The 25,421-nt window shown below is 32.8% G+C and carries 11 protein-coding genes; 7 read left to right on the top strand and 4 right to left on the bottom strand.

Going from position 1 to position 25,421, the window contains the following annotated elements; genetic code table 11:
- Window positions 1-11 precede the first annotated feature (11 nt).
- From ACVC3Y_RS13600 to ACVC3Y_RS13590, 3 genes are read right to left on the bottom strand one after another with little or no spacing between them, the layout of a single operon-like run.
- Window positions 12-1,163, bottom strand: a complete 1,152-nt coding sequence (locus ACVC3Y_RS13600; protein ID WP_452227190.1) for a serine hydrolase domain-containing protein — start codon at window positions 1,161-1,163, stop codon at window positions 12-14.
- A 59-nt stretch (window positions 1,164-1,222) separates the two neighbouring features.
- Window positions 1,223-1,696, bottom strand: coding sequence for a methylated-DNA--[protein]-cysteine S-methyltransferase (locus ACVC3Y_RS13595; protein WP_303421618.1), 474 nt, complete (start codon window positions 1,694-1,696; stop codon window positions 1,223-1,225).
- A 2-nt stretch (window positions 1,697-1,698) separates the two neighbouring features.
- The gene (locus ACVC3Y_RS13590) at window positions 1,699-2,772 is read right to left on the bottom strand and encodes a CNNM domain-containing protein (RefSeq protein ID WP_303421620.1); all 1,074 of its coding nucleotides are present in this window, start codon (window positions 2,770-2,772) and stop codon (window positions 1,699-1,701) included.
- 377 nt (window positions 2,773-3,149) lie between these two features.
- Here ACVC3Y_RS13590 and ACVC3Y_RS13585 point away from each other — a divergent pair, with 377 nt between their 5' ends.
- The 7 genes from ACVC3Y_RS13585 to ACVC3Y_RS13555 all read left to right on the top strand — a co-directional run bounded on the left by ACVC3Y_RS13585 (window position 3,150) and on the right by ACVC3Y_RS13555 (window position 24,364).
- Window positions 3,150-6,191 (top strand): T9SS type A sorting domain-containing protein, encoded by a 3,042-nt coding sequence (locus tag ACVC3Y_RS13585; protein ID WP_452227189.1) that lies wholly within the window; start codon window positions 3,150-3,152, stop codon window positions 6,189-6,191.
- 402 nt (window positions 6,192-6,593) lie between these two features.
- Window positions 6,594-8,123 carry a helix-turn-helix domain-containing protein gene (locus ACVC3Y_RS13580; protein ID WP_452227188.1) on the top strand — a complete coding sequence of 510 codons (1,530 nt, stop codon included), beginning with the start codon at window positions 6,594-6,596 and terminating at the stop codon, window positions 8,121-8,123.
- Window positions 8,110-9,270, top strand: coding sequence for a tetratricopeptide repeat protein (locus tag ACVC3Y_RS13575; RefSeq protein WP_452227187.1), 1,161 nt, complete (start codon window positions 8,110-8,112; stop codon window positions 9,268-9,270). The genes ACVC3Y_RS13580 and ACVC3Y_RS13575 overlap by 14 nt, the downstream gene beginning before the upstream one ends.
- A gap of 149 nt (window positions 9,271-9,419) precedes the next feature.
- Entirely contained in the window at window positions 9,420-17,525 is an 8,106-nt protein-coding gene (locus tag ACVC3Y_RS13570) for a choice-of-anchor J domain-containing protein (RefSeq protein ID WP_452227186.1), read from the top strand.
- Window positions 17,526-17,545: 20 nt separating this feature from the next.
- Window positions 17,546-18,481, top strand: a complete 936-nt coding sequence (locus ACVC3Y_RS13565) for a PorP/SprF family type IX secretion system membrane protein (protein ID WP_452227185.1) — start codon at window positions 17,546-17,548, stop codon at window positions 18,479-18,481.
- A gap of 17 nt (window positions 18,482-18,498) precedes the next feature.
- On the top strand, window positions 18,499-20,385 hold the full coding sequence (locus ACVC3Y_RS13560) for an OmpA family protein (protein WP_452227184.1): 1,887 nt from the start codon (window positions 18,499-18,501) through the stop codon (window positions 20,383-20,385).
- 100 nt (window positions 20,386-20,485) lie between these two features.
- Window positions 20,486-24,364: a T9SS type B sorting domain-containing protein gene (locus ACVC3Y_RS13555; RefSeq protein ID WP_452227183.1), complete on the top strand. Its 3,879-nt coding sequence runs from the start codon at window positions 20,486-20,488 to the stop codon at window positions 24,362-24,364.
- A gap of 63 nt (window positions 24,365-24,427) precedes the next feature.
- On the opposite strand, the gene hemB is transcribed toward ACVC3Y_RS13555, so the two are convergent.
- A complete protein-coding gene (gene hemB / locus ACVC3Y_RS13550) occupies window positions 24,428-25,417 on the bottom strand; it encodes a porphobilinogen synthase (RefSeq protein ID WP_452227182.1) in 990 nt (329 codons plus the stop codon).
- Between the last annotated feature and the right edge of the window lie 4 nt (window positions 25,418-25,421).

Genomic DNA, 25,421 nt, shown 5'->3' with positions numbered 1-25,421 from the left:
GCGAAAGCTATTTAGTTATTCATCATCTTATAAGCTTCTTCAATATATAATGAAATATCATCTGTAAATACACCAACTCCTGCGTCAGGAGATTTTTGATGTCCTAATCGCACAATAATTATATTATCTTCTGGTTGTACAATTACGTATTGTCCTAGATGTCCACGCATCATGAAAAAGTCTTTACCTTTTTGGTTTTTTAACCATAAGCCATAGCCGTATTCTGGACTTTCAGGGAAACGAGGTTTTAAAGATTTGGCTACAAAAGCGGAATCTAATACTTGTTTTCCATTCCATTTTCCATGGTCTTTATATAGTTTTCCAAAACGAGCAAAATCCTTTGCATTACTAGCAATACAACAGTATGCTTTTACTAAGTCATGTGCTTCACTGTCTACTTGCCAAAGTGTTTCGTTTTCACTACCTAATGGTTTCCAGAAGCTTTCGGTAAGGTAATTATATAGTTTTTTACCTGTTGCTTTTTCTATAACCATAGCTAGCATTTGCGTGTCACCACTTGCATATTTAAAAGCTTTTCCTGGTTCAGTAACTACTTTTAATCCGTTCATAACCTTTGCTAAATCATCATCAAAATAAGCACGAGTGGTAATAGATAAAGGCGAGTAATAGGCTTCATCCCAATTGGTTCCAGATGCCATGCTACTTAAGTCACCAACAGTCATTTTTGCTGCTTCTCCATCACAAAATGCAGGTAAGAAGTCGCAAACAGGTTGCTCTAAACTTTTAATATAACCGCCCATAATTGCTTTCCCCATAAGACCAGACACATAACTTTTGGCCATTGAAAAAGAGTTTGTTTTTGAGTCTTTGTTGTAACCATCATAATAGTTTTCAAACCAAACACTATCGTTTTTAATAATTACATATGCTATTGTTCCCCAATCTTTGTTTGCTTTTTGTAAGGCTTCTGTTTCTGTTATAGAATTGTAGTTTTTATGATTTGGCCAAGGTTGTGGTGTGCCATTTTCTATCTTTTGGTTATCAAACTTTTTATAGTCGTCTAGAAAAGCTGTCGTGTAGCCTTGCATGTAAATAGTACGAACAGCTTTTATTAGGTAATCTGTATCGGTAATATAGAGTACAGCTATTAGTAAAGCAAAAAGAGCAATAAGTACTTTGATTCGTTTTTTTATAAATTTCATAAGGTAATATAATTAATAAATATAGAATATTTTCTCTAATTAAAAAAATTAAATTTGTTTTAAAATAGGCTTTCCTGTTTGTAAGGACTTTCATGCTCTAGTAGCCATTGTTTTCTGTGTAAACCTCCAGCATAACCAGTTAAACTACCGTTACTACCAATAACACGATGGCATGGTACAACAATCCATAACGGATTTTTACCATTAGCATTAGCTACAGCTCGAATGGCTTTTACATCTCCAAGCTTTTGAGATAATTTAAGGTAGGATGTCGTTTTACCAAAAGGGATGGTAAGCAGTTCTTGCCAAACTCTTTTTTGAAAATCGGTGCCTTGGGCATTTATTTTAAAATTGAATTGTTTGCGCTCTCGTTTAAAATATTCTTGAAGTTGTGTAACACAATCTTCCAATTCTAGAGGAAGGATATCACTAATTTTTTCTTCAGAATTTAAAACTATTATGGATGCAATACCATCTTTATCTCCAGTTATTTTAGTGTAACCTAATGGGGTTTTGATGATGCATTCTTCCATGGTTATTCTGGAGTGTTTTCGTCTATAATCCCTAATTTTTTTGCACGGGATTCCCAGCTTTTTCTTGCTAAATGTTGTAAATCACTAACGTTATCACTTTCGTCCATAATTTCCATTCCAAGAAGTGTTTCTATAACATCTTCCATCGTTACAATTCCGCTAACGCTTCCATATTCATCTACAACTAAAGCCATATGGTTTCTAGTCTCTACTAGTTTTTCAAATAAAGTTGGAATAGCCAAATCGCGATTTACAATAATAATATCTCTTTTAAGTTCGGAAAGTTTTTTACTTCCATTTCCTAAAGCCATTTCTTTAAAGATTTCGTCTTTTAAAACCAGTCCTTTAATATTATCTTCAGTATCGGAATATACAGGTATTCTAGAGAAACGAAGATTCATGTTTTTGTTAAAGAAATCTTCAACGGTTGTTTTTTCGTTTTCCGATTTCATGACGGTTCTAGGAGTCATTACATTTTTTGCAAATACTTCTTTAAAAGTCAATAAGTTTTTAATGATTTTACTTTCGTTGCCTTCAAAAACACCTTCTTCATGAGCCATATCTGCCATTACTAAAAAGCCTTCTCGACTTAAAACACTTCCATGGCCTTTACCTCCAATTAGTTTGGTGGTAAGTTGCATTAGCCAAAGCAATCCCGTCCATTTTAAAGGAAAAATTAAAATATTAAGTGCAGTAGTGGTAAAACCTGCTAGACTTTTCCAGTAGGTTGCACCAATGGTTTTTGGTATAATTTCTGAAGCAACTAAAATTAATATTGTCATTACCGCAGATACTATAAATACACCATAACCGCCTTCACTTCCGTAAAGCCCTTCTGCTTCTTTACCTACCAAAATGGCACCAACTGTGTGTGCTATAGTATTTAGAGTTAGAATCGCAATTAAAGGTCTGTCTACATCTTTTTTAAGTTCTTCTAAATTTTCTGCAAATGTTTTGCCTTCTTGCTTTTTAACATTAATAAATGTTGGTGTTACACTTAAAAGCACGGCTTCAAGTATAGAGCATAAAAAAGAGAAAAATATAGAAATAACGCCGTAAAATATTAGTAATCCCATGAATTGGTTTTGTTTTTGGCTAATTTACAAAATCCTATTTTATAATAATATACATATAAGAAATTGGTTGTGTTACTTTTTGAAATTCATAAAAATAGACAAAATATTATTTGTTTAAATATCTATAACTAGCTGGTTAAAGTTATCTAATTTAATATCTAAAACGAATATTTTACTTCATTTTTACTAGCAGATAGAAATAGATTTTTTTAAAACACAAAAACATGTTAAGTTGTTAAAAAACAGGATTTTACAGTTTTTTTTTAGCTTTCAAATTTCAGTAAATACAAAAAGCATAATCTTTTTTTATAGTCTTTCTATTTATACATTTAGACTTGGGTTAACTAACCGATTAATTAATTTAAATCTTATTTATGATGAAAAAAATTACAATTTATTTATTAATGTTATTTAGCATCACTGCTTTTTCTCAAGTAGAGATTATTGAAAACTTTGATGATTTAGCAAATAATGCAGTACCAGCAGGATGGACATCAACAGGTATCGATGCAGCCACTACTTTTGCTTGTGGAAGCTCTGGTAAGAGTATTAGTGGAGGATTTACAAGTGCAGGATCTGGTACAGTTACTACTACTAATTTTCCTGCTATTTCAAATGGAACGGATCTAATAGTTAGTTTTTCGTATAACATATTTGAACAGAATAGCCAATTTCCGCCAGCAACTTATAGTGCACCAGCAGCAAATTGGGGTTCTATAGTGGTAGAATATACAACCGATGGATCTACTTGGAATGCTATCACTACTATTGATGATAGCAATTTTACTTACACTGATAATGCTACATGTGGTGCAACTGCGAATATTAATGCTGGAACAATTCCTAATGGAAGTGATTTTCAAGCACGTTTTGTTGTTACTGCAACAAATATTTCAACTTTTGCTTTATGGGTAGTTTTAGATAATGTATCATTTACGCAAACAGCAACTGCAATACCTAACTGTGATGCTATTTTAACAGCTCCATTAAATGGGTCAACTACTGCAGATTTAGAAACAACACTTATGTGGCAAGCAGCTACAGGTATACCAACGGGTTACACGGTTTCTGTTGGTACTTCAACAGGAGGTACAGATATTGTTAATGCAGCAACAACTGCAACAACTAATTTTGATTTATCAAGTTTTGGTCTGACTTATAACACACCATATTATGTAAATATTGTACCTTTTAATGGAATCGGTAGTGCTACCGGTTGTACAGAAGAAATGTTTACGACACGTACAGCACCAATTGCTGGAGCAACATGTGGTAGTCCATTAGTAGTAGATGTAGCTTCACTAAGCCCAACAACGCCATATTTTAATGTAAATGACACTGCTAATTTTGAAGATAATATAGATGTTAGCCCATGTGGTAATAATTATATGAGTGGTAATGATGTGTTTTATTCCATCAATCCAACAACAGATATGTCTGTTAATATCGAGTTATTAAACGTAGATAATAATGGCGCAAGTATACATGTAGTAAATGGCTGTCCAGATGCAGCTACAGAGTGTGTAGCGTATGTAGGAGTTTATTCGCAAACAGAACAAAGAAGATTAGAAAATGTAGTACTTTTAGCAGGAAACACTTATTTTATTGTACTAAGTAATTCTGGTAGTACTAGAACGTACAACTATTTTTTAACTGTTGAACAAAACTCATGTATAAATCCTGCTATTGGAACATTAACTCCGATTGCAGATTGTGGTAATGGACAGTTTTCTGTAGATGTAGATGTAACTTATTTGGGTGATGCTACTTCCTTAACACTAACGGATGACGATGCAATTTCAATGGATGTTACTAATATTACTTCAACAGGAATAGTTACTGCTGGTCCTTATCCAAGTGGAACAATTGTTAATTTTACATTAACTAGTGACCAAGATGGTACTTGTTCTTATTCGGATTCAACATATTTTTATTGCCCTCCAACAAATGATGAATGTGGATCTCCAATAGATTTAACAAGTTCTATAAATACAGATGGTACATGTACTATGTTTACTAGTGCTAGTAATGCAGGTGCAACGCAATCTATAGCAGATCCTGATACATGTGCATCTTCAAGCAATAATACCAATGATGTATGGTTTAGCTTTATGGCTTCATCCGAAGTGATGATTTTAGAATATTTAAATATAGTTTCTACTTCTGGATATAATACAGGAGGAACTATTCAAGCTACAGAATTACTTGAGGGTACTTGTGGAGCACTTACTAGTATGGATTGTTTTACAACCAATTATGTTACTTTAACTGGTTTAATAAATGGAAATACATACTATATTCGTAACAATACTAGAGTTGATGGTGAATATGCCCAAGATTATGATATTTGTTTAAAAGAAGCTCCTGCTGCACCAGCAAACGATGAGTGTCTTGATGCAAGTGCAATAACTGTTCCTGTTGTAGATAATACTACAGAAACAGTATCGGGAACTACTGTAGGTGCTTTAGCATCTTTAGATAATTCTTGTAATGCTTCTGGTTTTGGAGATGTTTGGTATGAAGTAACACCAACAGTTGATGGATTATATGAGTTTTCAATTGAAGAAAATCCTACAGGACAAACAGGGACAATTTATTATTCTATATATGAAGGGTCTTGTGGTAGCTTAACAGCAAAAACTACATCTTGTAACTCGAATTCTGATGTAGTTTTTTCTCTAACAAATGGAACAAGTTACTATGTTATGGTACAGTCAAGTCAAATCAATCCTGGTTTAACTTTTGATCTTAACGTGACTAAATTACCAGACGCAGTATTAAATAATGATTGTTCAAACCCAACCGTTTTATTAGAATCAACAGATAGTGCAGGTAATAACTCCATTGTAGGAAATTTAGATAATTCTTACCCTTCACCAGAAGCATGTACATCATCTTACAAAGCAGTATGGTATAGCTTTACTCCTACTTTAACTGGAATGTATCATTTTGATTTTACAAGAGTTGGCGCATATTATACTGTTTATAATACAGATGATTGTACAAGTACATCAGGTAACTATGTAACAGGGTTTAGCTGTTATAACTCTGGAGATAAATCAGGAGATTTATTTGCTGGAGATACTTATTTAATAAGTGTGCATATTTCTGCAACAACTTCATCAAGTTCTGAATTTACATTATTTGCTTATCCAGACTCTTCTTTAAGTGTAGCAGATAATAATAGCTTTGAAGCATTTAAGTATTACCCTAACCCAGTTAGAAATACTTTAACTGTAGAAGCAAAAAACACAATTTCAAATATTAGTATATATAATATTGTGGGACAACAAGTTCATTCCATGGCTCCTAATAGTTTAAAATCTTCAGTTAGTATGAATGAATTAAACAACGGTGTTTACTTTGTAACAGTTACAATTAATAGTGTACAAAAAACTTTCAAGATTATTAAGAAATAATTTTTTTAAAATCTTAAAAGGATTAATAGCAACTCTAAGCTTGAGTAACTTAATTGTTACTCAAGCTTTTTTGTTGCTAAAAACTGCTATTTTAATTCATTGGTTTTCTTCGTATTACTTTCTTTTCTTTTATGTCTAAGTTGCTTTTGTGTAGATTTAATAGTTAATCCTCTAAAAACAAAAATCAATTCTTTTATAAAGTTTAGTATATTTACTTCTTTCTAAACTATTAATATCACATAATTTAATTATCTACTATTAATTAGTACGTATTAAAAACAACACAAAATAGATGTGCTTTTATAATAATTAATTAATTGAAAAACCAGTATTGTTACTATGCAACTAAGTTTTACATACTTATATAAATGCTTTTTAAAGGTTGTTTGGTGTGTAATTTTATTGTTTGTAACATCCACGTATTCACAACAAAATAATTTATTAATTAAGGCCGATGAGGTAGTGTATGCTAACCCGGATGAAGCTATAAAAATAGCAGAACATATACTTAATATTTCCTCAGAATCACAAATAAAAGCGGCTGCGAATTTGATTATTGGGAAAAGTTATTTAACAAAAGGAGATTATAACAAAGCCGCAATATTTGTTTTTAATGAGGTAAATCAATCTCAAAACATAGGTGTAATAACTCAAGTAGATGCTTATTTGTTAAAGTCTAAACTGTTACGAACGCTGTATTTAGACAAACAATCTCAAGAAAATTTATTTAAAGCTGAAGCATTGGTTTCTTCAATAACCAATAAAAAAACAAAAGATTCTTTACAATATAGCGTTGCAATGGAAAACATCTATATGCAATTAAACCGGCGTCAAAATGAAGAAGCTCTAAGTGCAATTGAAGCGACTAGTATTAAATTTAAAGACTTTTTAAATGAGCAAAAAGACGCAAAAATAAAAATAGCATTAGCAAAAGAAATGGCTTTTAGTCAGCTATCTAAATTTGATATAGCCGCTACAAATATGGATAATACGTTAGTATTATTAAACGCTATGGAAGTAAATAATTTAAATGAAAAAACAATTATTTATAGAGAGTTAGGAGAGTTACATCTTCAAGAAAAAAACTTTAAACAAAGCGAAGAAACCTTGTTTATAGCTTTAAGATTTGCTGAAATTATTGATAATCCAGTTTTATTAATGCAAATTAATAGAGATTTAGCAATTAATTATTTAGCTACCAATCAGAAAAATAAGTATAAGGTTTATAATGATGAGTTTTTAGTTTTAAATAATAAAGTGGAATTAATGGAGCAAAAGTCTATTAATACAGTATTTAATTTAATAACGAAACAACAAGAAAAAGTAGTAATTACTAAAAAAGAAGAATATAATAAGTATCGAAATTTAATGCTTTTTGGGTTTCTTTTTATACTATCTATAGGTGTTTTTATGCTATTAAAAAACCTAGCAAGAAAAAAGCGACTTAAAGAAATAATAAAGTATTTAGAAGTAAGTAGAAATCAATTTTCCAAACCAAAGCAAACCAAAAGAAAAAGAAAAAAACGTATTGTAATTCCTGAAGAAACAGAAAATACAATATTATCAAAACTTAAACGATTTGAAAATTCACAAAAATTTTTAAATAAAGAAATGTCTTTGGCAGTTTTAGCTGGTCAATTTGAAACCAACACCAAATACTTATCCGAAATTATTAATAAACATTACAATGATAATTTTAATACATTTATTAATAAACTAAGATTAAACTATATAATCGATAAACTAAAAACAGAACCAAGTTATATAAATTATAAAATTAGCTTTTTAGCAGAAGAGAGTGGATATTCTTCACACAGTAGTTTTGCAACAGTATTTAAATCAATTATTGGTATGTCGCCAGCTACTTTTATTAATTTAATAAAAGAGGAAAGAGAAGAATTAAAACAGAAAAAACAAAATGATAAAACTTAAACCAATATATAGTTTTGTTTTTGTGATGTTTTTTCTACAAACATCTACTTTAACATACGCTAAAGAAAAAAATACGCAACAAATAGATAGTTTGTTAAAAGCTAGTAAAAATAGGGTTTATGAAACACCAGATAAATCTATAGAATTAGGGCTTTCTGTTTTTAATAATCTAAACTATTCCGATAAAACAAGAACACGAGCTTTAATGCTAGTTTCTTTGGCATATACCTCTAAAAGAGATTATCAAAAAGCATTAGAATATATCGAAAAAGCAGAAGAGCTTTCTAGTGATATTAAAGATCAAAGATTACAAATAGAAATTCTTTTTATGACTGGAATTTTGTACCAACAACTTAAAATATTCGATAAATCTATTGAGTTTTTAGAGAAAACCGAAAAACAATCCTTAATTTATCCAGAACGAGATTCTGTAAGTAAATACCTTGCTAACAGTTATATAGTGAAAGGTTTTATTTATAAAGATAATTTAAACTGTGATATTGCTTTAGAGTTTTTCAATAAGGGGATTAGAGAATATGAAAATCTAAAAGATGCAAACCATAGAGCTAATTTAAGCATTGTTTATTATAATAAAGGCAACTGCTATACGCTTTTATCAGAATATGGAAATGCTAAAAATAGTTTTAATAGATCTATTGCTTTTGCTAAACTAGAAAATGCAAGTAGCCTAATATCTTTTGCGCAAAAAGGACTTGCAGAAGTTTATACATTAGAAGGAGAATATCAAGAAGCAATCACGTTATTACAAACAGCCTTAAATCAATCACGAAAAGTAGGCGATTTAGTTTTAAATTTAGGAATCTATAAAGGCCTTTTTGAAAACTACTTAGCTTTAAATAAATGGGAAGAATATCAAAAATATTACGACTTATATTTAAAAGTGCAATTAGAAATAAAAATATCCGAACGTAACTCTATAAGCGATTCCATAAATAAGAATTCTAATACTCAAAACGAAGAATTAGATACCATTCTTAAACAATTTAAAAACAGATTTAATTGGATCGTTTTACTAAGTTTACTTGTAATTATTGGTATTATATTTTTTCATAAAAAAGACCAAAAAACCATTTCTTCACTTAAAAGTAAGGTAGAATCTATTCAAAACATGAAAACTAACACTTAGATATTTTTTCGATCGCAAGTATCTAAAAACAAGGTGTTTGTGGGTTTTTTTTATCTTTCAAATTTCGGTAAAAAACAAAGACTACGCAAAAAACGAGTTCATTATATACTTATATTAGACATTGAATTACTAACCGAAAATGTCTTCACATGAGAAATAAGTTACAAAATGCTGTAGCAATTACTAATTTCTTTTCAATAAAAGAAATTAGTGCTATTAAATTAGAAACTAAAAACAAAAACTTCTTAACCAGAAATTTTGTGTTGGTTTTGCTAATTAGCTTTTTCTTTTTAAGTAAAAGTTTTGCTCAATTAACCGAAAACTTTGATGGAGGAATTCCTGCAACTTGGTCACTAATTAACAACGGTATAGGTACTAGTAACTGGCAAACTACAACAGATGGTTATTTAGGTACTAATGCTGTTTCTGTAAACCCAAGTGCAGATAACATAGGAGACCAAAATACGGCACAATACTTTTTAGTAACACCACAAGTTGCTGTTCCTACAAATGGAGAAATTCAATTCTACACAAAACAATCTAGTGAGATAGATAATGGAGCTACTTATGAAATTAGACTCTCTACTGCAGCACAACCAGATGTTAATGGCTTTAACGTGGTAATTCAATCCTATACAGAATCAGATTTAAATGTAGGTTCGCAAACTTCTTATGAAAAGAAAGTAGTAGAAATACCTACTTCCATACCAGCCGGGTTTAATGTTTATATAGCTTTTGTTGCAGTAAATACGCAAAATGGAACCGTACCAACTGGAGATGCTTGGTTTGTAGATGAGGTTTTAGTTGTTGAAGGTTGTATTGAAATTGAAGACCAAAATGTTTCTATAGATGAGATAACTATTGATGGAGCAGAAATAACATGGACACATCCAACAGCTACAAATTTTGAAATTCAAATTTTACCTACAGGTGGTGTTCCTGCTGCAAGTGGTATTCCTGTTACAGGAACAAGCTATACAATGTCAAACTTAGATAGCGATACAGAATTTGATATATACATATCTGCAATTTGTAATAATAACACACAAAGTGAGTTTACAGGCCCCTATACTTTTCAAACTTTAAAATTAGGTTTGTCGTGTGATGCACCTATTCAAATACCAGATATTTCTAGCATACCATATATATTAACAGATAATTTAGATAATTGGGAAAACCCGGATGTTGTTTATACTACACAAGGAACAAACTGTGTACCTGGAGCTACTACTACCAATTATTTAAATGGAAATAAAATCTTTTTATCATATACACCTTCTGAAGATGGTTTGCTTACATTAACACAAACAACTTTTGTTGAAGCTGGTGGTGGAAGTGATAATTGTTTTAATGATAGTAGTTCTTTATTTGTTTATGAAAGCTGCTCTGATGTTGGCGTTAATTGTGTTGCAGGTACTTTAACTACAGATCCATTTGACCCAAAAACAATATCTAATTTTTTAGTACAAGCAGGAGAAACATATATAATTGTTGTATCTTCTCAACTAACGGCAACAGCTGGAATTTGTTTCGAATTAGAAATTACGAGTCCTACATGTGCTCCTCCTGGCGATATAGTATACAATAACTTAACGGAAGATAGTGTAAACTTATCGTGGGATAATATTGGAGGGTTTTCAGACTCTTGGGAATATGCAATTGTACCAACAGGTACAGGTGAACCAACAAGTTCAGGTACTGCAACAGCAACTAACATTAATAATATTGTTAATACAGGGTTAACTCCTGCTACAACATATGATGTTTATGTAAGATCTATTTGTAGCACTACTGCAGGTGTTTGGAGCTCACCAACTACATTTACAACGCAATGTACAGTGTTTAACACACCTTATACAACAGATTTTGCTACAGCAACGAATACAAACCCAGAACCTTGCTGGACAACCATAGACGCTAATAATGATGGCGTTACTTGGGCATTTATTGGTGGTTATGCTACTTTACAAACAAGAATTAATAATGCATACGGAGTAAGTAATGATTTTTATGTATCACCACAAGTTAATTTTAATGATGGTGTACAAAAAAGAATACGTTATAAACATAGAGCCACTCAAGGTGTTTCAACCTACACCGTAAGATTGTCAAATACTGGTATTGGTGTAGATGATTTTACAACGGTCTTATTACCTGCAACTACTATAAATAATACTGATTTTCAAGAAATCATTGTAGATATTCCAGAAACTATTACTGGTAATGTAAACATTGCATGGATTGTAGAATCAAATACTACAGAAACGGCTTTAAGAGTTTCCATAGATGATGTTTTTATTGAAGATAAACCAACATGTCCAGACCCTACGAATCCACTTGTCTTTAATGTTACTACAAATTCTGCTTGGTTGTTTTGGACGGCTGGAGATCAAGAAACACAATGGGAAGTAGCAATTCAAGATTTAGATTCGGGTATTCCAACAGGTTCAGGTGTTTTAACATCTAGCAACGCTCCTTATATAGCAAATGGCTTAACACCTGGTAATAGATATGAATACTATGTAAGAGCTTATTGCGATGTGAACGATCAAAGTGAATGGATAGGTCCAGTACCTTTTACAACATTATGTACTTCATATGTTACTCCTTTTTATGAAAGTTTTAATGATCAAGATCAGGATACTCAAAAATTTTGTTGGACTACTACAGATAGTAATAACGATGGTAATACATGGACTATAGAAGAAACAGAAGCGCAATTATTAGCAGGTAGTAGTTATAACGATTATTTAATTTCACCAGCAATAAATTTAGATGGAACACCTAAACTATTAAGTTATAAATATCGAGCTGAATTTTCTTTCTTTGCTGGTTCGCCGCGTTTTGGACTTCAGGTTTTAATGTCTACAACAAATACAAATACAAGTAGTTTTACTGAAATTTTACCTCTAGAAGTTTTTACAAATCCAAATTATATCGAAAACTCTGTAGTAATAGAAGGAACAGGTACAGTATATATTGCTTTTAGAGTACCTCCAGAATTTACAGGAGCAGCTTCCGTTTTAAATATAGATGACGTAAGTATTGTAGATGCACCAGCCTGTCCAGACCCTACCGATTTAATGGTGAATACCTTATCTGCAAATAGTGCAGAGGTATCTTGGATTCCTGGTTTTCAAGAAAGCAACTGGAGTATTGTGGTACAACCGCAAGGTTCTGGTATTCCAACCGATGCTGGAGTTGCAGTTACAAATGCTAGTTATACTGCTGCTGGTTTGTCTGCCAATACTTCTTATGAGTTTTATGTAATGGCAAATTGTGGCACAGATAGTAGCGAATGGATTGGTCCTATGTCTTTTACAACCTTGTGTGATCCTATTGCTTCTCCTTTTGTTGAAACTTTTAATTCTGATTCTCAAACCCAAGACTGTTGGAGGGTTATAAATAATAATGATGATGACGAAACATGGGAACTAAACACAACAGCCTTTACTTTCGAAGGTGACCAAGCAGCTGTAATGTTTACAGGTTCAAATGGTCAAAATGATGATTGGCTTATTTCGCCAACAATTACCATTACAGAAAACCAACGTTTAAGATATTATTATAGAGTTAATGACAGTTTCTTTACCGAAGATCTTGATGTGCTTTTATCTACAAACGGAGCTGCTTTAGATCAATTTACTACAGTTCTTTACGATTCAGATACAGATCCAGTAATAATAAATAATGTGGAATACAGAGTTAAAATTATTAATTTCCCTGCTAGTATAACAGGTAATATTAATATTGCTTTTCATGTACCATTTTTTGCAAGTACTGGTCCATACAGAGGACAAACATTAGCCATAGACAATGTTAATATTGAAGATATTCCAGAATGTGCAGAACCTACTAACTTAACATTAAATAATATTACAGATACGCAAGTACAAGTAAATTGGGAAGCGAATGGTACAGAGACAGCATGGGAAATTTCAGTACAACCAACAGGAAGCCCTGCTCCAGTAGGTGATACAGATCCTGCTTATTTATATACTGCTACAACAAATCCATTTACAGTAACGGGATTAGATGCTTCTACAATGTATGATATCTATGTAAGAGCTGTTTGTGATGGAAATATAGAAGGGGAGTGGATAGGACCTGAAGAAGTTACTACTAAATGTAGTTTCGAGAATTTATGTCAATACACATTTTTACTAACTAGCGATACAGATGTTTCTGCAGAATTGGTGTTAACTCAAAATAACCAATCCTTACAAGCATTACAATTTAATGGGGAAGTAGAAGAGCAGTTTAATGTTTTTCTATGCTCAGGTATATCCTTTTCATTATATTTTGATACCATAGGAAGTTATGCTCCGCAATATGCTAATTATCAATTCGAAATATTAGATGCTACTGGTACTTCTATATACACTAGCCCTATAGGATTAACACCAAGAACTACGGTTTACGATGGTACAGCTATTTGTGGAAATATTACTTGCCCACAACCAACAGATTTAACGATTAATAACCAATCTGTATTTTCATGGACTGCAGGTGGAAGTGAAACGCAATGGGAAGTTGCTATTCAATCTATAGAAAATGGTACACTTCCACAATCAGGTACTATCGTTACAACAAATTCTTACACACCAATAGCTGCAGATTTCAATGATCCAAATACAGTTACTTATGAGTATTTTGTAAGAGCAATTTGTGGAACAGATGATGAAAGTTATTGGTCCGGACCTTTTGAGTTTGTTAGAAACGATGATATTTCTAATGCAGTAACAATTCCTATTAATAACAATGAAATTTGTAATGAAACAATTGTTGAAGCTTCTTTTGTTGGTGCAACTGTGTCTTCAGAAGCGATGAGTTGTGATGGTATAAACGGTGGAGATGTGTGGTTCGATTTTACAGCCGAATCATTAATTCATACTATTGAAATAAATAATATCAACGGAAGTTTTAGAGATAGCAATGGAGATCCAGTATATCCAGAAATCACTATGACACTGTATAAAGATAATGGTGGAGGTAATCTTGAAGAATTAGCATGTACTTACGATAATGTCTTAGTTGCTATGTATGCTTCAGAATTAGTAGTTGGTGAGAATTACAAATTAAGACTAACTTTAAATAGTAACAACCCTACAGCATATAGATTTAGCGTGTGTCTTAAAACACCAGAAGATTTATGTAATGTTAGTATAATTAATGGTGGTTTTGAAGAGCCAGTTTTAACTGGTTTAAGTGGTGTAACCACCATTATTTCGGTAAATGCTGTTCCTGGATGGCGTTCCAATTTAGAGTCTTCTAATAATATCTTTTATTGGGAATCTTTAAATGCTCCAGGTTTTCAGCCTTATGAAGGTGGGCAATGTGCACAGTTATTAGCAGACCAAGGGGTGACCATAGATCCAAACGATCCAAACATTAAAGGATATTATAGAGATTTTGATACTTCAGAAATCTCTTTAATGGATTTCAGTTATGCACATCTTGCAAGGTTTGATGATAATTCCATTCAATTATTTGCAGGACCTATTGGTGGTCCTTACATAATGATTAATGAACATTTAGGTGCAACCCAGGCTTGGGATTTAGTTATTGGTGAGTACGCTGTACCAGATGGACAGGCAATGACACGCTTTATATTTAGATCTAAAGATAATCAAATAGGTAATGTTTTAGATGCTGTAAATATTACTGCTAACAATGAAATAGTAACTACTTCTTTTACAGTAGATTGTACTAATGCATCCGCTACTGTCGTAGCTAATGGTGAAGGTACATGGTCAGCTGATGAAAATAATCCAGGTATGGTAACTATAGTTGATCCGGGTAATAGCACAACAGAAATTATCAATTTTGTTCATTCTGGAACCTATATTTTTACTTGGCAGACTGGTTACTGTTTTTATGATATTGAAGTTATTTATGAAGGAATTAGTGATGCTCCAGAAGTAGAAAGTCCTGTAGAGTATTGTTTAAATGATACTGCAAACCCATTAACAGCAACAACTACAAGTGAATATACATTAATTTGGTATACAGAAGCTATTGGTGGAACTGGAAGCGCAACTGCTCCAATTCCAAGTACAACAACAGCTGGTAATATTTCGTATTATGTTGCCAATCAAGATGAAAATGGATGTGAGGGTCCAAGAACTGAAATTGTAGTTGCAATTAACGAAACAATTACACCAGAGTTATCCTTTAGTTACCTAAGTACTTGTGTGTTAGCAACAGATAATCCACCAGCAGTTTTAGCTAATGATTTTGTAACTGGAGGAGTATTTAGTGCTGCAACTTTAACAGTAGATCCAGCAACAGGAGAAATAGATATTACTTCAGCAACGGAAGGAACACACGATATAACCTATACCTATGATGGTGAAACTGAAACCTGTACTCTTTCAGGAATGTTTATAGCTACTATAGAATTTTCGGAAGCAATACCAGCAGTTACTACTTTCGATTATGGTGCAACTACATTCTGTGAGTTAGAAACAACTACTATAAATCCAAACCTAGCAACAGGATTTACAACAGGAGGAGTATTTAGTTCTGCAACTTTAACAGTAGATGCAACAACTGGAGCGTTAGATTTATCTGCCGCAACAGTAGGCATGCATGATGTAACCTATACCTATACGGCAAATGAAGCGAATTGTGAAGAAGATGGAGACTATACTGTTAGTATTGAAATTACAGATGCAATAGCAACTGTAACCAATTTCACGTATACAGAAAGTATGTATTGTTCTAACAACGCTAATGTACTACCAGTATTAGCAACAGGATTTTCAGTAGGAGGAGTTTTTAGTTCAGAAACAGGTTTGACTATGGATGCAACAACTGGAGAAATTAATTTATCTACAAGTGCAGCAGGAGATTATACCGTCACTTATACCATTACCGAAGACATTGCAACATGTAGAGAAGGTAATATAAGTACGTTTATGCTTTCAGTTAATAATACAATTACACCAGAGTTAACTTTTAGTTATCCAACTACTTGTGTTTTAGCAACTGATAATCCAACAGCAACATTAAATAATAATTTTGCAACAGGAGGAACATTTAGTGCGGCAACATTAACAGTTGATATAGTAACAGGTGAAATTGATATTACATCTGCAACAGTAGGAGTTCATGAGGTAACGTATACTTTTAATGAAGATACAACAACATGTACACTTGCTGGAACATATATTGCATCTATAGAGTTTACGCAAGCTACAGCATCAGTTACTACTTTCGATTATGGTGCAACTACATTTTGTGAGTTAGAAACAACTACTATAAATCCAAACCTAGCAACAGGATTTACAACAGGAGGAGCATTTAGTTCTGCAACTTTAACAGTAGATGCAACAACTGGAGCGTTAGATTTATCTGCCGCAACAATAGGTATGCATGATGTAACTTATACCTATACTGCAAACGAAGCGGATTGTGAAGAAGGTGGAGACTTTACTGTAAATTTAGAAATAACTGCAGCAACAGCAACAGTTGCCGATTTTACGTACTTAGAAGATGTATACTGTGCAACAAGCAACAATATACTACCTGAAACAGTAATCGGGTTTACAACAGGAGGAACTTTTAGTGCAGAAGCAGGATTATCTATTAATGCAGCAACGGGTGAAATAAATATTTCAACAAGTACTATTGGAAATTACACAATTACGTATGAAGTATTAGAAAATGTTTCTAATTGCTCAGAAGGTAATGTTAATACATTTAACATCACTATTTTAGATGCTATTGAAGCTGTAATTGATGGTGCTTGTAACAACGAAGAATACTGGTTAACAGTTGGACCACTTAATAGTTCTTATAATCCAGATGAGGTAACGTATACTTGGATGGATGTTAATGGAAATGTAGTTGGCAATGATTCTAGCATATTTAATGTAACAGAATATACAAATCAAAACCCAAATACAGTTGCTCCCGCTCAATTTTCAGTAAACATTGGTTTTGGTAGCTGCACTACAACAGCATCTTTTACAGCAGAGCGTTCTTCTTGTAAAGATATTCCAAGAGGAATTTCGCCAGACGGAAATGGTAAAAATGACACTTTCGACTTAACAGGGTTTGGAGTAACTAATCTTCAAATATTTAATAGATATGGAAAAGAAGTATATAGCTTCAATGGGACCTATTCTAACCAATGGAACGGAAAATCTAACAAAGGTAACGAGTTGCCAGATGGAACCTATTTCTATACGATTCAAAAAGAAGACGGAAGCTCCGATACAGGTTGGGTGTATATAAATAGAGCGCATTAATTGAAAAACAAAAAGAACAGATGAAGAAAATATATCTAGCAATAACAGTTATACTTATGTCTTTTGTAAGTGCTAATGCACAACAAGATCCTCAGTATACGCAGTATATGTATAATATGAATATTGTAAACCCAGCATACGCAGGATCTAAAGAAAATTTAGCATTAGGTCTATTATATCGTTCACAATGGGTTGGATTAGATGATGCACCAAAAACAGCAACTTTTTCAGCGCATAGTCCTGTTGGTAAAAACGTAGGTTTAGGGTTCTCTGTGATTTCAGATAAAATCGGTCCTGTAGAAGAAAATAATGTATATGTAGACTTCTCTTATACTCTTAACTTAAAAAATGCACATAAATTAGCTTTTGGAATTAAAGGTGGAGCTACTTTTCAAAAAATAGGATTATTTAGCGAGGTAGGAAACGGGTATGTTCCAGACGTTAATGACGAAGCTTTTGGTCAGGACACTAGCAATACGCATTTAAATTTAGGAGCAGGATTGTTTTATTATACAAATCGTTACTATGTATCTTTAGCAGTTCCTAATATGTTAAAAAACACCTATCTTGATGTTACAGATAACGGACAGGAATATAAATACGGAACCGATGTCATGCATTATTTCCTATCTGCTGGTTATGTTTTTAATCTATCTGAAAACACTAAATTTAAACCCTCTTTTTTACTTAAATCGGCATTTAATGCACCAACATCTTTAGATGTTTCTGCAAATGTGTTATTTTTCGATAAATTTGAAATTGGTGCAACATATCGTTTAGACGATGCTGTAGGAGCAATGGCTAACTTTGCAATCACACCAGAATTAAGAATTGGTTATGCTTACGATTATACAACATCAGATCTTAATATTACAACATCAGGTTCTCATGAAATAATGTTGTTGTTCGATTTAAATTTCCCGAAAAAAGTATCTATTTCACCTAGATTTTTCTAATAAAAAAACATTTAAAAATGAAAAATATTCTTAGTCTCCTTTGCTTTCTATTATTAATAACAGCAAGTTATGGACAAAACAAATATTCAGAAAAAGCCGACAAGCTTTTTAATAGCTATCAATATGTTGATGCTATTGAGGCTTACTTAGGTATTGTAAAAGATAAAAAAGCAGATAACTATATATATAAGCAATTAGCAGATAGTTATTATAATGTTTTTAATATTAAAGAAGCTTCAAAATGGTACACTAAAGCTATAGAAGCTAAACAAGATGCAGAAACGTATTATCGTTATGCACAAGTATTAAAATCGCAAGGAAATTATGAAGCAGCAAACCAACAGATGGATGTTTTTGCAAAAATGTTACCAAAAGATCTTCGTGCCAAAGAACATTTAATAAACCCTAATTATATTCCAAAATTAGCAGATGATTCTAAATTGTTTGATGTAGAGAATACAGGAATTAATGATGCAGAACAAAGTGATTTTGGTGCTGTTCTTTCTAACGATAACATTTTATACTTTGTTAGTACTAGAGACACGGGTAAAAAAGAAGATAACTGGACTAACAATCCATATTTAGATATCTATACATCTATTAGAAATGAAGATGGCACTTTTTCTGAACCGCAAGCAGTTAATAGTTTAAATACACCTTATCACGATGGGCCAATTACTCTAAGTGAAGACGGAAAAACAATGATTTTTTCTAGGGATGGCCATAGCGAAGGGATTTATAAAAAAATAGATAAAAAACAAATAAAACTATCCCAACAAGGCTTGTATATAGCTAATTTAATAGATGGAAAATGGAAGAATATTAAAGCGCTTCCATTTAATAGTAAAGACTATTCAGTTAGTCACCCAAGTTTAAGTAGTGACGGTAAAACACTTTATTTTGCTTCTAATATGCCTGGAGGTTTAGGAGATACCGATATTTGGAAAGTTACTATTAATAACGAAATCTATGGTGAACCAGAAAATTTAGGAGAGTTTGTAAACACAGCAGGAAAAGAAGGTTTTCCTTTTATAAGCGACAATAATATTCTTTATTTTTCCTCTAGAGGAAGAAAAGGATTTGGGGGATTCGATATTTTTAAAGTAGATCTCAATAAAAATAAGGAAGCTGTTAACCTGGGAAACGACATAAATACTAAGAGTGACGACTTTTCTTTTAGTATTAATACGCTTAAAAAAGTCGGTTACTTTTCATCTAATAGAAATGGTGTAGATAATATATTTATAGCAAACCCTATTTGTCAATACCAAGTGATCGCTATGGTAAAAGATGCTAAAACAAATCAAAATATCGAAAAAGCTAAAGTTTCTATACGAGATGCAAAAAATAATAGTATTGCTACTCAAAACACCAAAAAAAACGGAGAAACTAGCTTTCATGTAAACTGCGAATCTAATTATACACTTCATTTAGAAAAAGAAGGATATGAAAATCTATCCATTCCAATTAAATATACGAATGAAGATATTATAGAAATTGAAGCTTCATTAAATCCAACTGTTAAAGAAGTAATTAATGAAATGATTACAGATACCGAAGTTAAACTGAATTCTATTTACTTCGAGTTTAATAAAAGTAATATTACGTATCAAGGAGCTAGTGAGTTAGATAAACTAGTAACTATTATGAAGGAATATCCAGAAATGGAAATATTAGTACAAGCACATACAGATACCAAAGGTAGTGCAGCATATAATTTAAAATTATCTGAAAGAAGAGCACAAGCAACCATACAATATGTAATTTCTAAAGGAATTAACAAAAGTAGATTGTCTGCAAGAGGGTTAGGAAACAGTCAGCCAAAAATTGATTGTAAATCTAATTGTTCTGAAGCTGAAGACGCGCAAAACAGACGTTCTGAGTTTTTAATAGTAAAAAAATAGAGTTTTCATGACTGTTTTTAAATAGTCAAGAAATGGAATCATCTACGTTTCTATAAGTATAAATTACTTTTAGATTGTTAGATAATAATGAATAGGAACAATGAAAAAGTTTTTAATTTTTGGGTTAATGTTTCTCTTGTTTTCGCAAGTAAACGCACAAGAACCAAACGATTGTGGAAATGCCATAACAGTGTGCGGTAATGGTAATTTTATGTCTAATGCAACAGGTCCTGGAATGAATCCAACAGAAGTGAACGCATGTTCAAGTTTTGAACATAATTCCTTGTGGTTAGAAGTAAATATCTTGCAAGCAGGAACTTTAGGATTTGATTTAATTCCTAATGATCCAGATATTTTGGTGGATTATGATTTTTGGGTTTTTGGAGGACCAACAGTTTCATGTTCTAGTTTAGGAAGCCCTATTCGTTGTGCAACAACCAATCCTGATACAGCAGGTTTGCCAAATAATCATACAGGAATTAATGGTAGTACAACTTTAACTCAAACAGGTCCAGGTGCTAGCGGAAACGGTTATGTATATTGGTTAAATGTAAATGTTGGCGATACATATTTTATAGTTATAGACCGCCCGCATGGTGATGGTGGTTTTCAAATTCAATGGACGGGAACAGCTAATAATGGTTCAGGAGCATTTCCATCTCCACCAAATGCTAACGCAATAAACGATATAATTGCTTGTAGTGGAACTCCTGATATTTCTATTTTTAATTTGGCAGGTTTAAACAGTAGTATTAGTAACGATTTAGCTAACGAAACTGTTCAGTATTATGCAAATTTAGCTGATGCAACAGATGGTGTTAATCCACTTCCTGGAATTTATGCAAATACAAGTAATCCACAACAAATTTATGCTAAAGTATTATCAAGTGTAACGGATTGTTATAGTTTAGTCGATTTTGATTTAATCGTTTCTCCTATCCCTGATGCTGTTATATCAGCCTCTAATACAAATATTTGTGAAGGAGAATCGGTGACTTTTACTATTTCAGGAACAGAAAATACAACCGTTCATTATAACATAAATGGTGGTGCAACACAACAAATAGTTTTAGATGGTGTTGGAAATGCAACTTTTACAGAAATACTTACTACTAACACAACAGTGACCTTAGAAAATGTACAAGTTGTAGATGGTTCGGGAAGTATTATATGTTCTCAAGTATTAATAGATGATGCAGTAATAACGGTTAACCCATCCACTACACCAACGTTTACAGCTGTAGCAGCAATTTGTAATGGTGAAACTTTAGCAGCATTGCCAACGACATCTAATAATAGTATAACAGGAAGTTGGAGTCCTGCAATAGATAATACAACAACAACTACGTACACCTTTACACCAGATGCAGGACAATGTGCAGTTACAGAAACTATGGTAATTACTGTAACCCCAATAATTACGCCTATCTTTACACCAGTAGGAGCAATTTGTAATGGTGAAACTTTAGCAGCATTACCAACGACTTCTAATAATGGTTTAACAGGAAGTTGGAGTCCAGCAATAGATAATACAACAACAACTACTTACACTTTTACACCAGATGTAGGACAATGTGGGGCTACAGAAACGATGACCATTACGGTTAATTCAGCCACTACGCCAACGTTTACACCAGTAGCAGCAATTTGTAATGGTGAAACTTTAGCAGTATTACCAACGACTTCTAATAATGGTATAACAGGAAGTTGGAGTCCATCATTAGACAATACAACAACAACAACGTATACGTTTACACCCGATGCAGGACAATGTGGGGTAACGGAAACGATGACTATAACTGTACATCCAACAATTACACCAACATTCACACCAATAGCAGCAATATGTAGTGGTGAGCCTTTAGCTGTATTACCATCTACGTCTAATAATGGTGTTACAGGAAGTTGGAGTCCAGTAATAGATAATACCACAACAACAACGTACACCTTTACACCCGATGCAGGACAATGTGGAGTAACGGAAACGATGACTATAACTGTAAATCCAAGTACTACACCAACATTCACACCAGTAGCAGTAATTTGTAATGGTGAAACTTTAGCAGCATTACCAACAACATCTAATAATAGTATAACTGGGAGTTGGAGTCCTGCTTTAGATAATACCACGACAACAACATACACCTTTACTCCAGATATAGGACAGTGCGCAGCAACACAAACAATGACTATAACGGTGAATCCAATTGTATCACCAATATTTATACAAGTACCTGCAATATGCAATGGAGACACCTTATCTCCATTACCTATTACTTCTAATAATGGTATAACAGGAAGTTGGAGTCCATCATTAGACAATACTACAACAACAACATATACGTTTACACCCGATGCAGGACAATGTGGAGTAGCGGAAACGATGACAATAACTGTAAATCCAACAATTACACCAACATTCACACCAGTAGCAGCAATATGTAGTGGTGAGACTTTAGCTGTATTACCATCTACATCTAATAATGGTGTTACAGGAAGTTGGAGTCCGGTAATAGATAATACAACAACAACAACGTATACTTTTACACCCGATGCAGGACAATGTGGGACAGTAGAAACCATGACTATAATTGTAAATCCAAATGTTATACCTACATTCACACCAGTAGCAGATATATGTGTTGGCGAAACACTAAACCCCTTGCCAACCACTTCAAATAATGGAATTACAGGAGTTTGGAATCCTTCTTTAGATAATTCAACAACTACAACCTATACATTTACTCCAAATGCAGGACAATGTGCTGTAACTGAAACAATGATTATAACTGTAAACCCTGTTGTTACACCAACATTTACGCAAGTAGCAGATATATGTAGCGGCGAAACATTAAGTCCTTTACCAACCACTTCAAATAATGGAATTACAGGAATTTGGAGTCCTGCTTTAGATAATACTACAACTACTACCTATACCTTTATACCAAATACAGGGGAGTGTGCTACAACAGAAACCATGACCATTACTGTGTATACAAGTATTCTACCTACGTTTACACCAGTAGCAGATATATGTGTTGGCGAAACATTAAGTCCTTTACCAACCACTTCAAATAATGGAATTACAGGAGTTTGGAGCCCAGCAATAGATAATACTATAACCACAACCTATACTTTTACTCCAGATGCAGGACAATGTGGTGTTACTGAAACCATGACCATTATTGTAAATCCTATTTTAAAACCTATAATCTCTAGTGCAGACGGATTGCATACTATTTGTGTCGACTTTATAACAGAGCTAGTACAAAATCCAATTATTTTAGTTAGTGATCTGCAGAATGCTAATTATATGTATACATGGTACTTAAATGATACGGAAATAGTTGGTGCTAATCAAAGTACATATACCGTAGATACAGCTGCCCCTGGATTATATACCTTAGTTATTGAAGAAATTCTACCTACAACAAATTGTACTTCCGATATTAGTGAAGCTTTTGAAGTTTTTCAATCGGGACAAGCTGTTTTTGTTGCTGTTTCTCAATCGGAAACTTTTAGTAATAATCCAAGTATTACTGTTGAGATAGATGGCTATGGAGAATACTGGTATCAATTAGATGATGGGCCTATTTTAGATAATGGAGGTGTATTTACTGATGTTAGTAGTGGTACACACACAGTTTACGTTTATGATAGAAAAACAGGAACACCTGCTTGTGATTTTATTACTATTGAAAATATTACTATTATAGATTTTCCTAAAATACTTACACCAAACAATGATGGGTATAATGATACTTGGAATGTTTTTGCTGTAAGTAATCAACCAAATAGCAAAGTAAATATTTACGATAGATATGGTAAATTATTAAAACAATTACATTCTAATTCACCAGGTTGGGATGGAACTTTTAATGGTAATGCTCTTCCATCTAGTGATTATTGGTTTGTATTAACTTATGAAGAAGCTGGTGTTTTAAAAGAGTTTACATCTCATTTTACCCTAAAAAGATAAGGGAAATAACAAAAGCCTAAACATTATTGTTTAGGCTTTTTAATATTTAAAAAGAGGACTTATTTAATATAATAATTTAACAACATCCTTTGCAAAGTAACTTGCAATGATATCTGCGCCAGCACGTTTAATAGCTGTAATTTGTTCTAGCATCACGGCATCATGATCTAGCCAGCCTTTTTCTGAGGCAGCTTTTAGCATGGCGTATTCTCCAGAAACTTGATATACTGCAACTGGAACATCCACTTCATTTTTAATTTCACGTACAATATCTAAGTAGCATAAGCCTGGTTTTACCATTACAATATCTGCGCCTTCATCAATATCCATTTCAGTTTCACGAAGGGCTTCAAAACGATTGGCATAATCCATTTGATAGGTTTTTTTGTCTTTTGGAATATCTTGTACATCTACAGGTGCAGAGTCTAAAGCATCTCGAAAAGGACCATAAAAAGCAGAGGCATATTTTGCCGAATAGCTCATGATTCCTGTATCTGTAAATTCATTGTCTTCTAAAGCTTCACGAATGGCTAAAATACGACCATCCATCATATCACTTGGTGCTACAATATCTGCTCCAGCTTCTGCATGCGATACACTCATATCTGCTAAAATATCTACAGTAGCATCATTCGTTACTTTTCCATTTTCAATAATACCATCATGGCCATAAATGGAATATGGATCTAGAGCAACATCGGTCATTACTAGCATTTCTGGACAAGCATTTTTAACCGTTTTTATTGCACGTTGCATTAAGCCTTCTGGGTTTATTGCTTCTGTACCTTTATTGTCTTTTAAACTATCGGGTACTTTTACAAATAGTAACACCGATTTTAAGCCTAGTTTCCAAAGTTCTTTTACTTCTGCTTGTAGTAAATCTAAACTGTAACGATAGTAGTTAGGCATGGATGCAATTTCTTCTTTTACCCCTTTTCCTTCCACTACAAATAATGGCACTAAGAAGTCGTTTGGTGAAATAATGGTTTCTCTTACTAAGCTTCTAATAGCTTCGTTGGTTCTTAATCTTCTATTTCTTTTAATTGGATACATATGT

The sequence above is a fragment of the Lacinutrix cladophorae genome, from assembly GCF_053604645.1.
The sequence above is the reverse complement of the archived record's forward strand: the minus strand, read 5'-3'. Positions and strand labels throughout refer to the sequence as shown.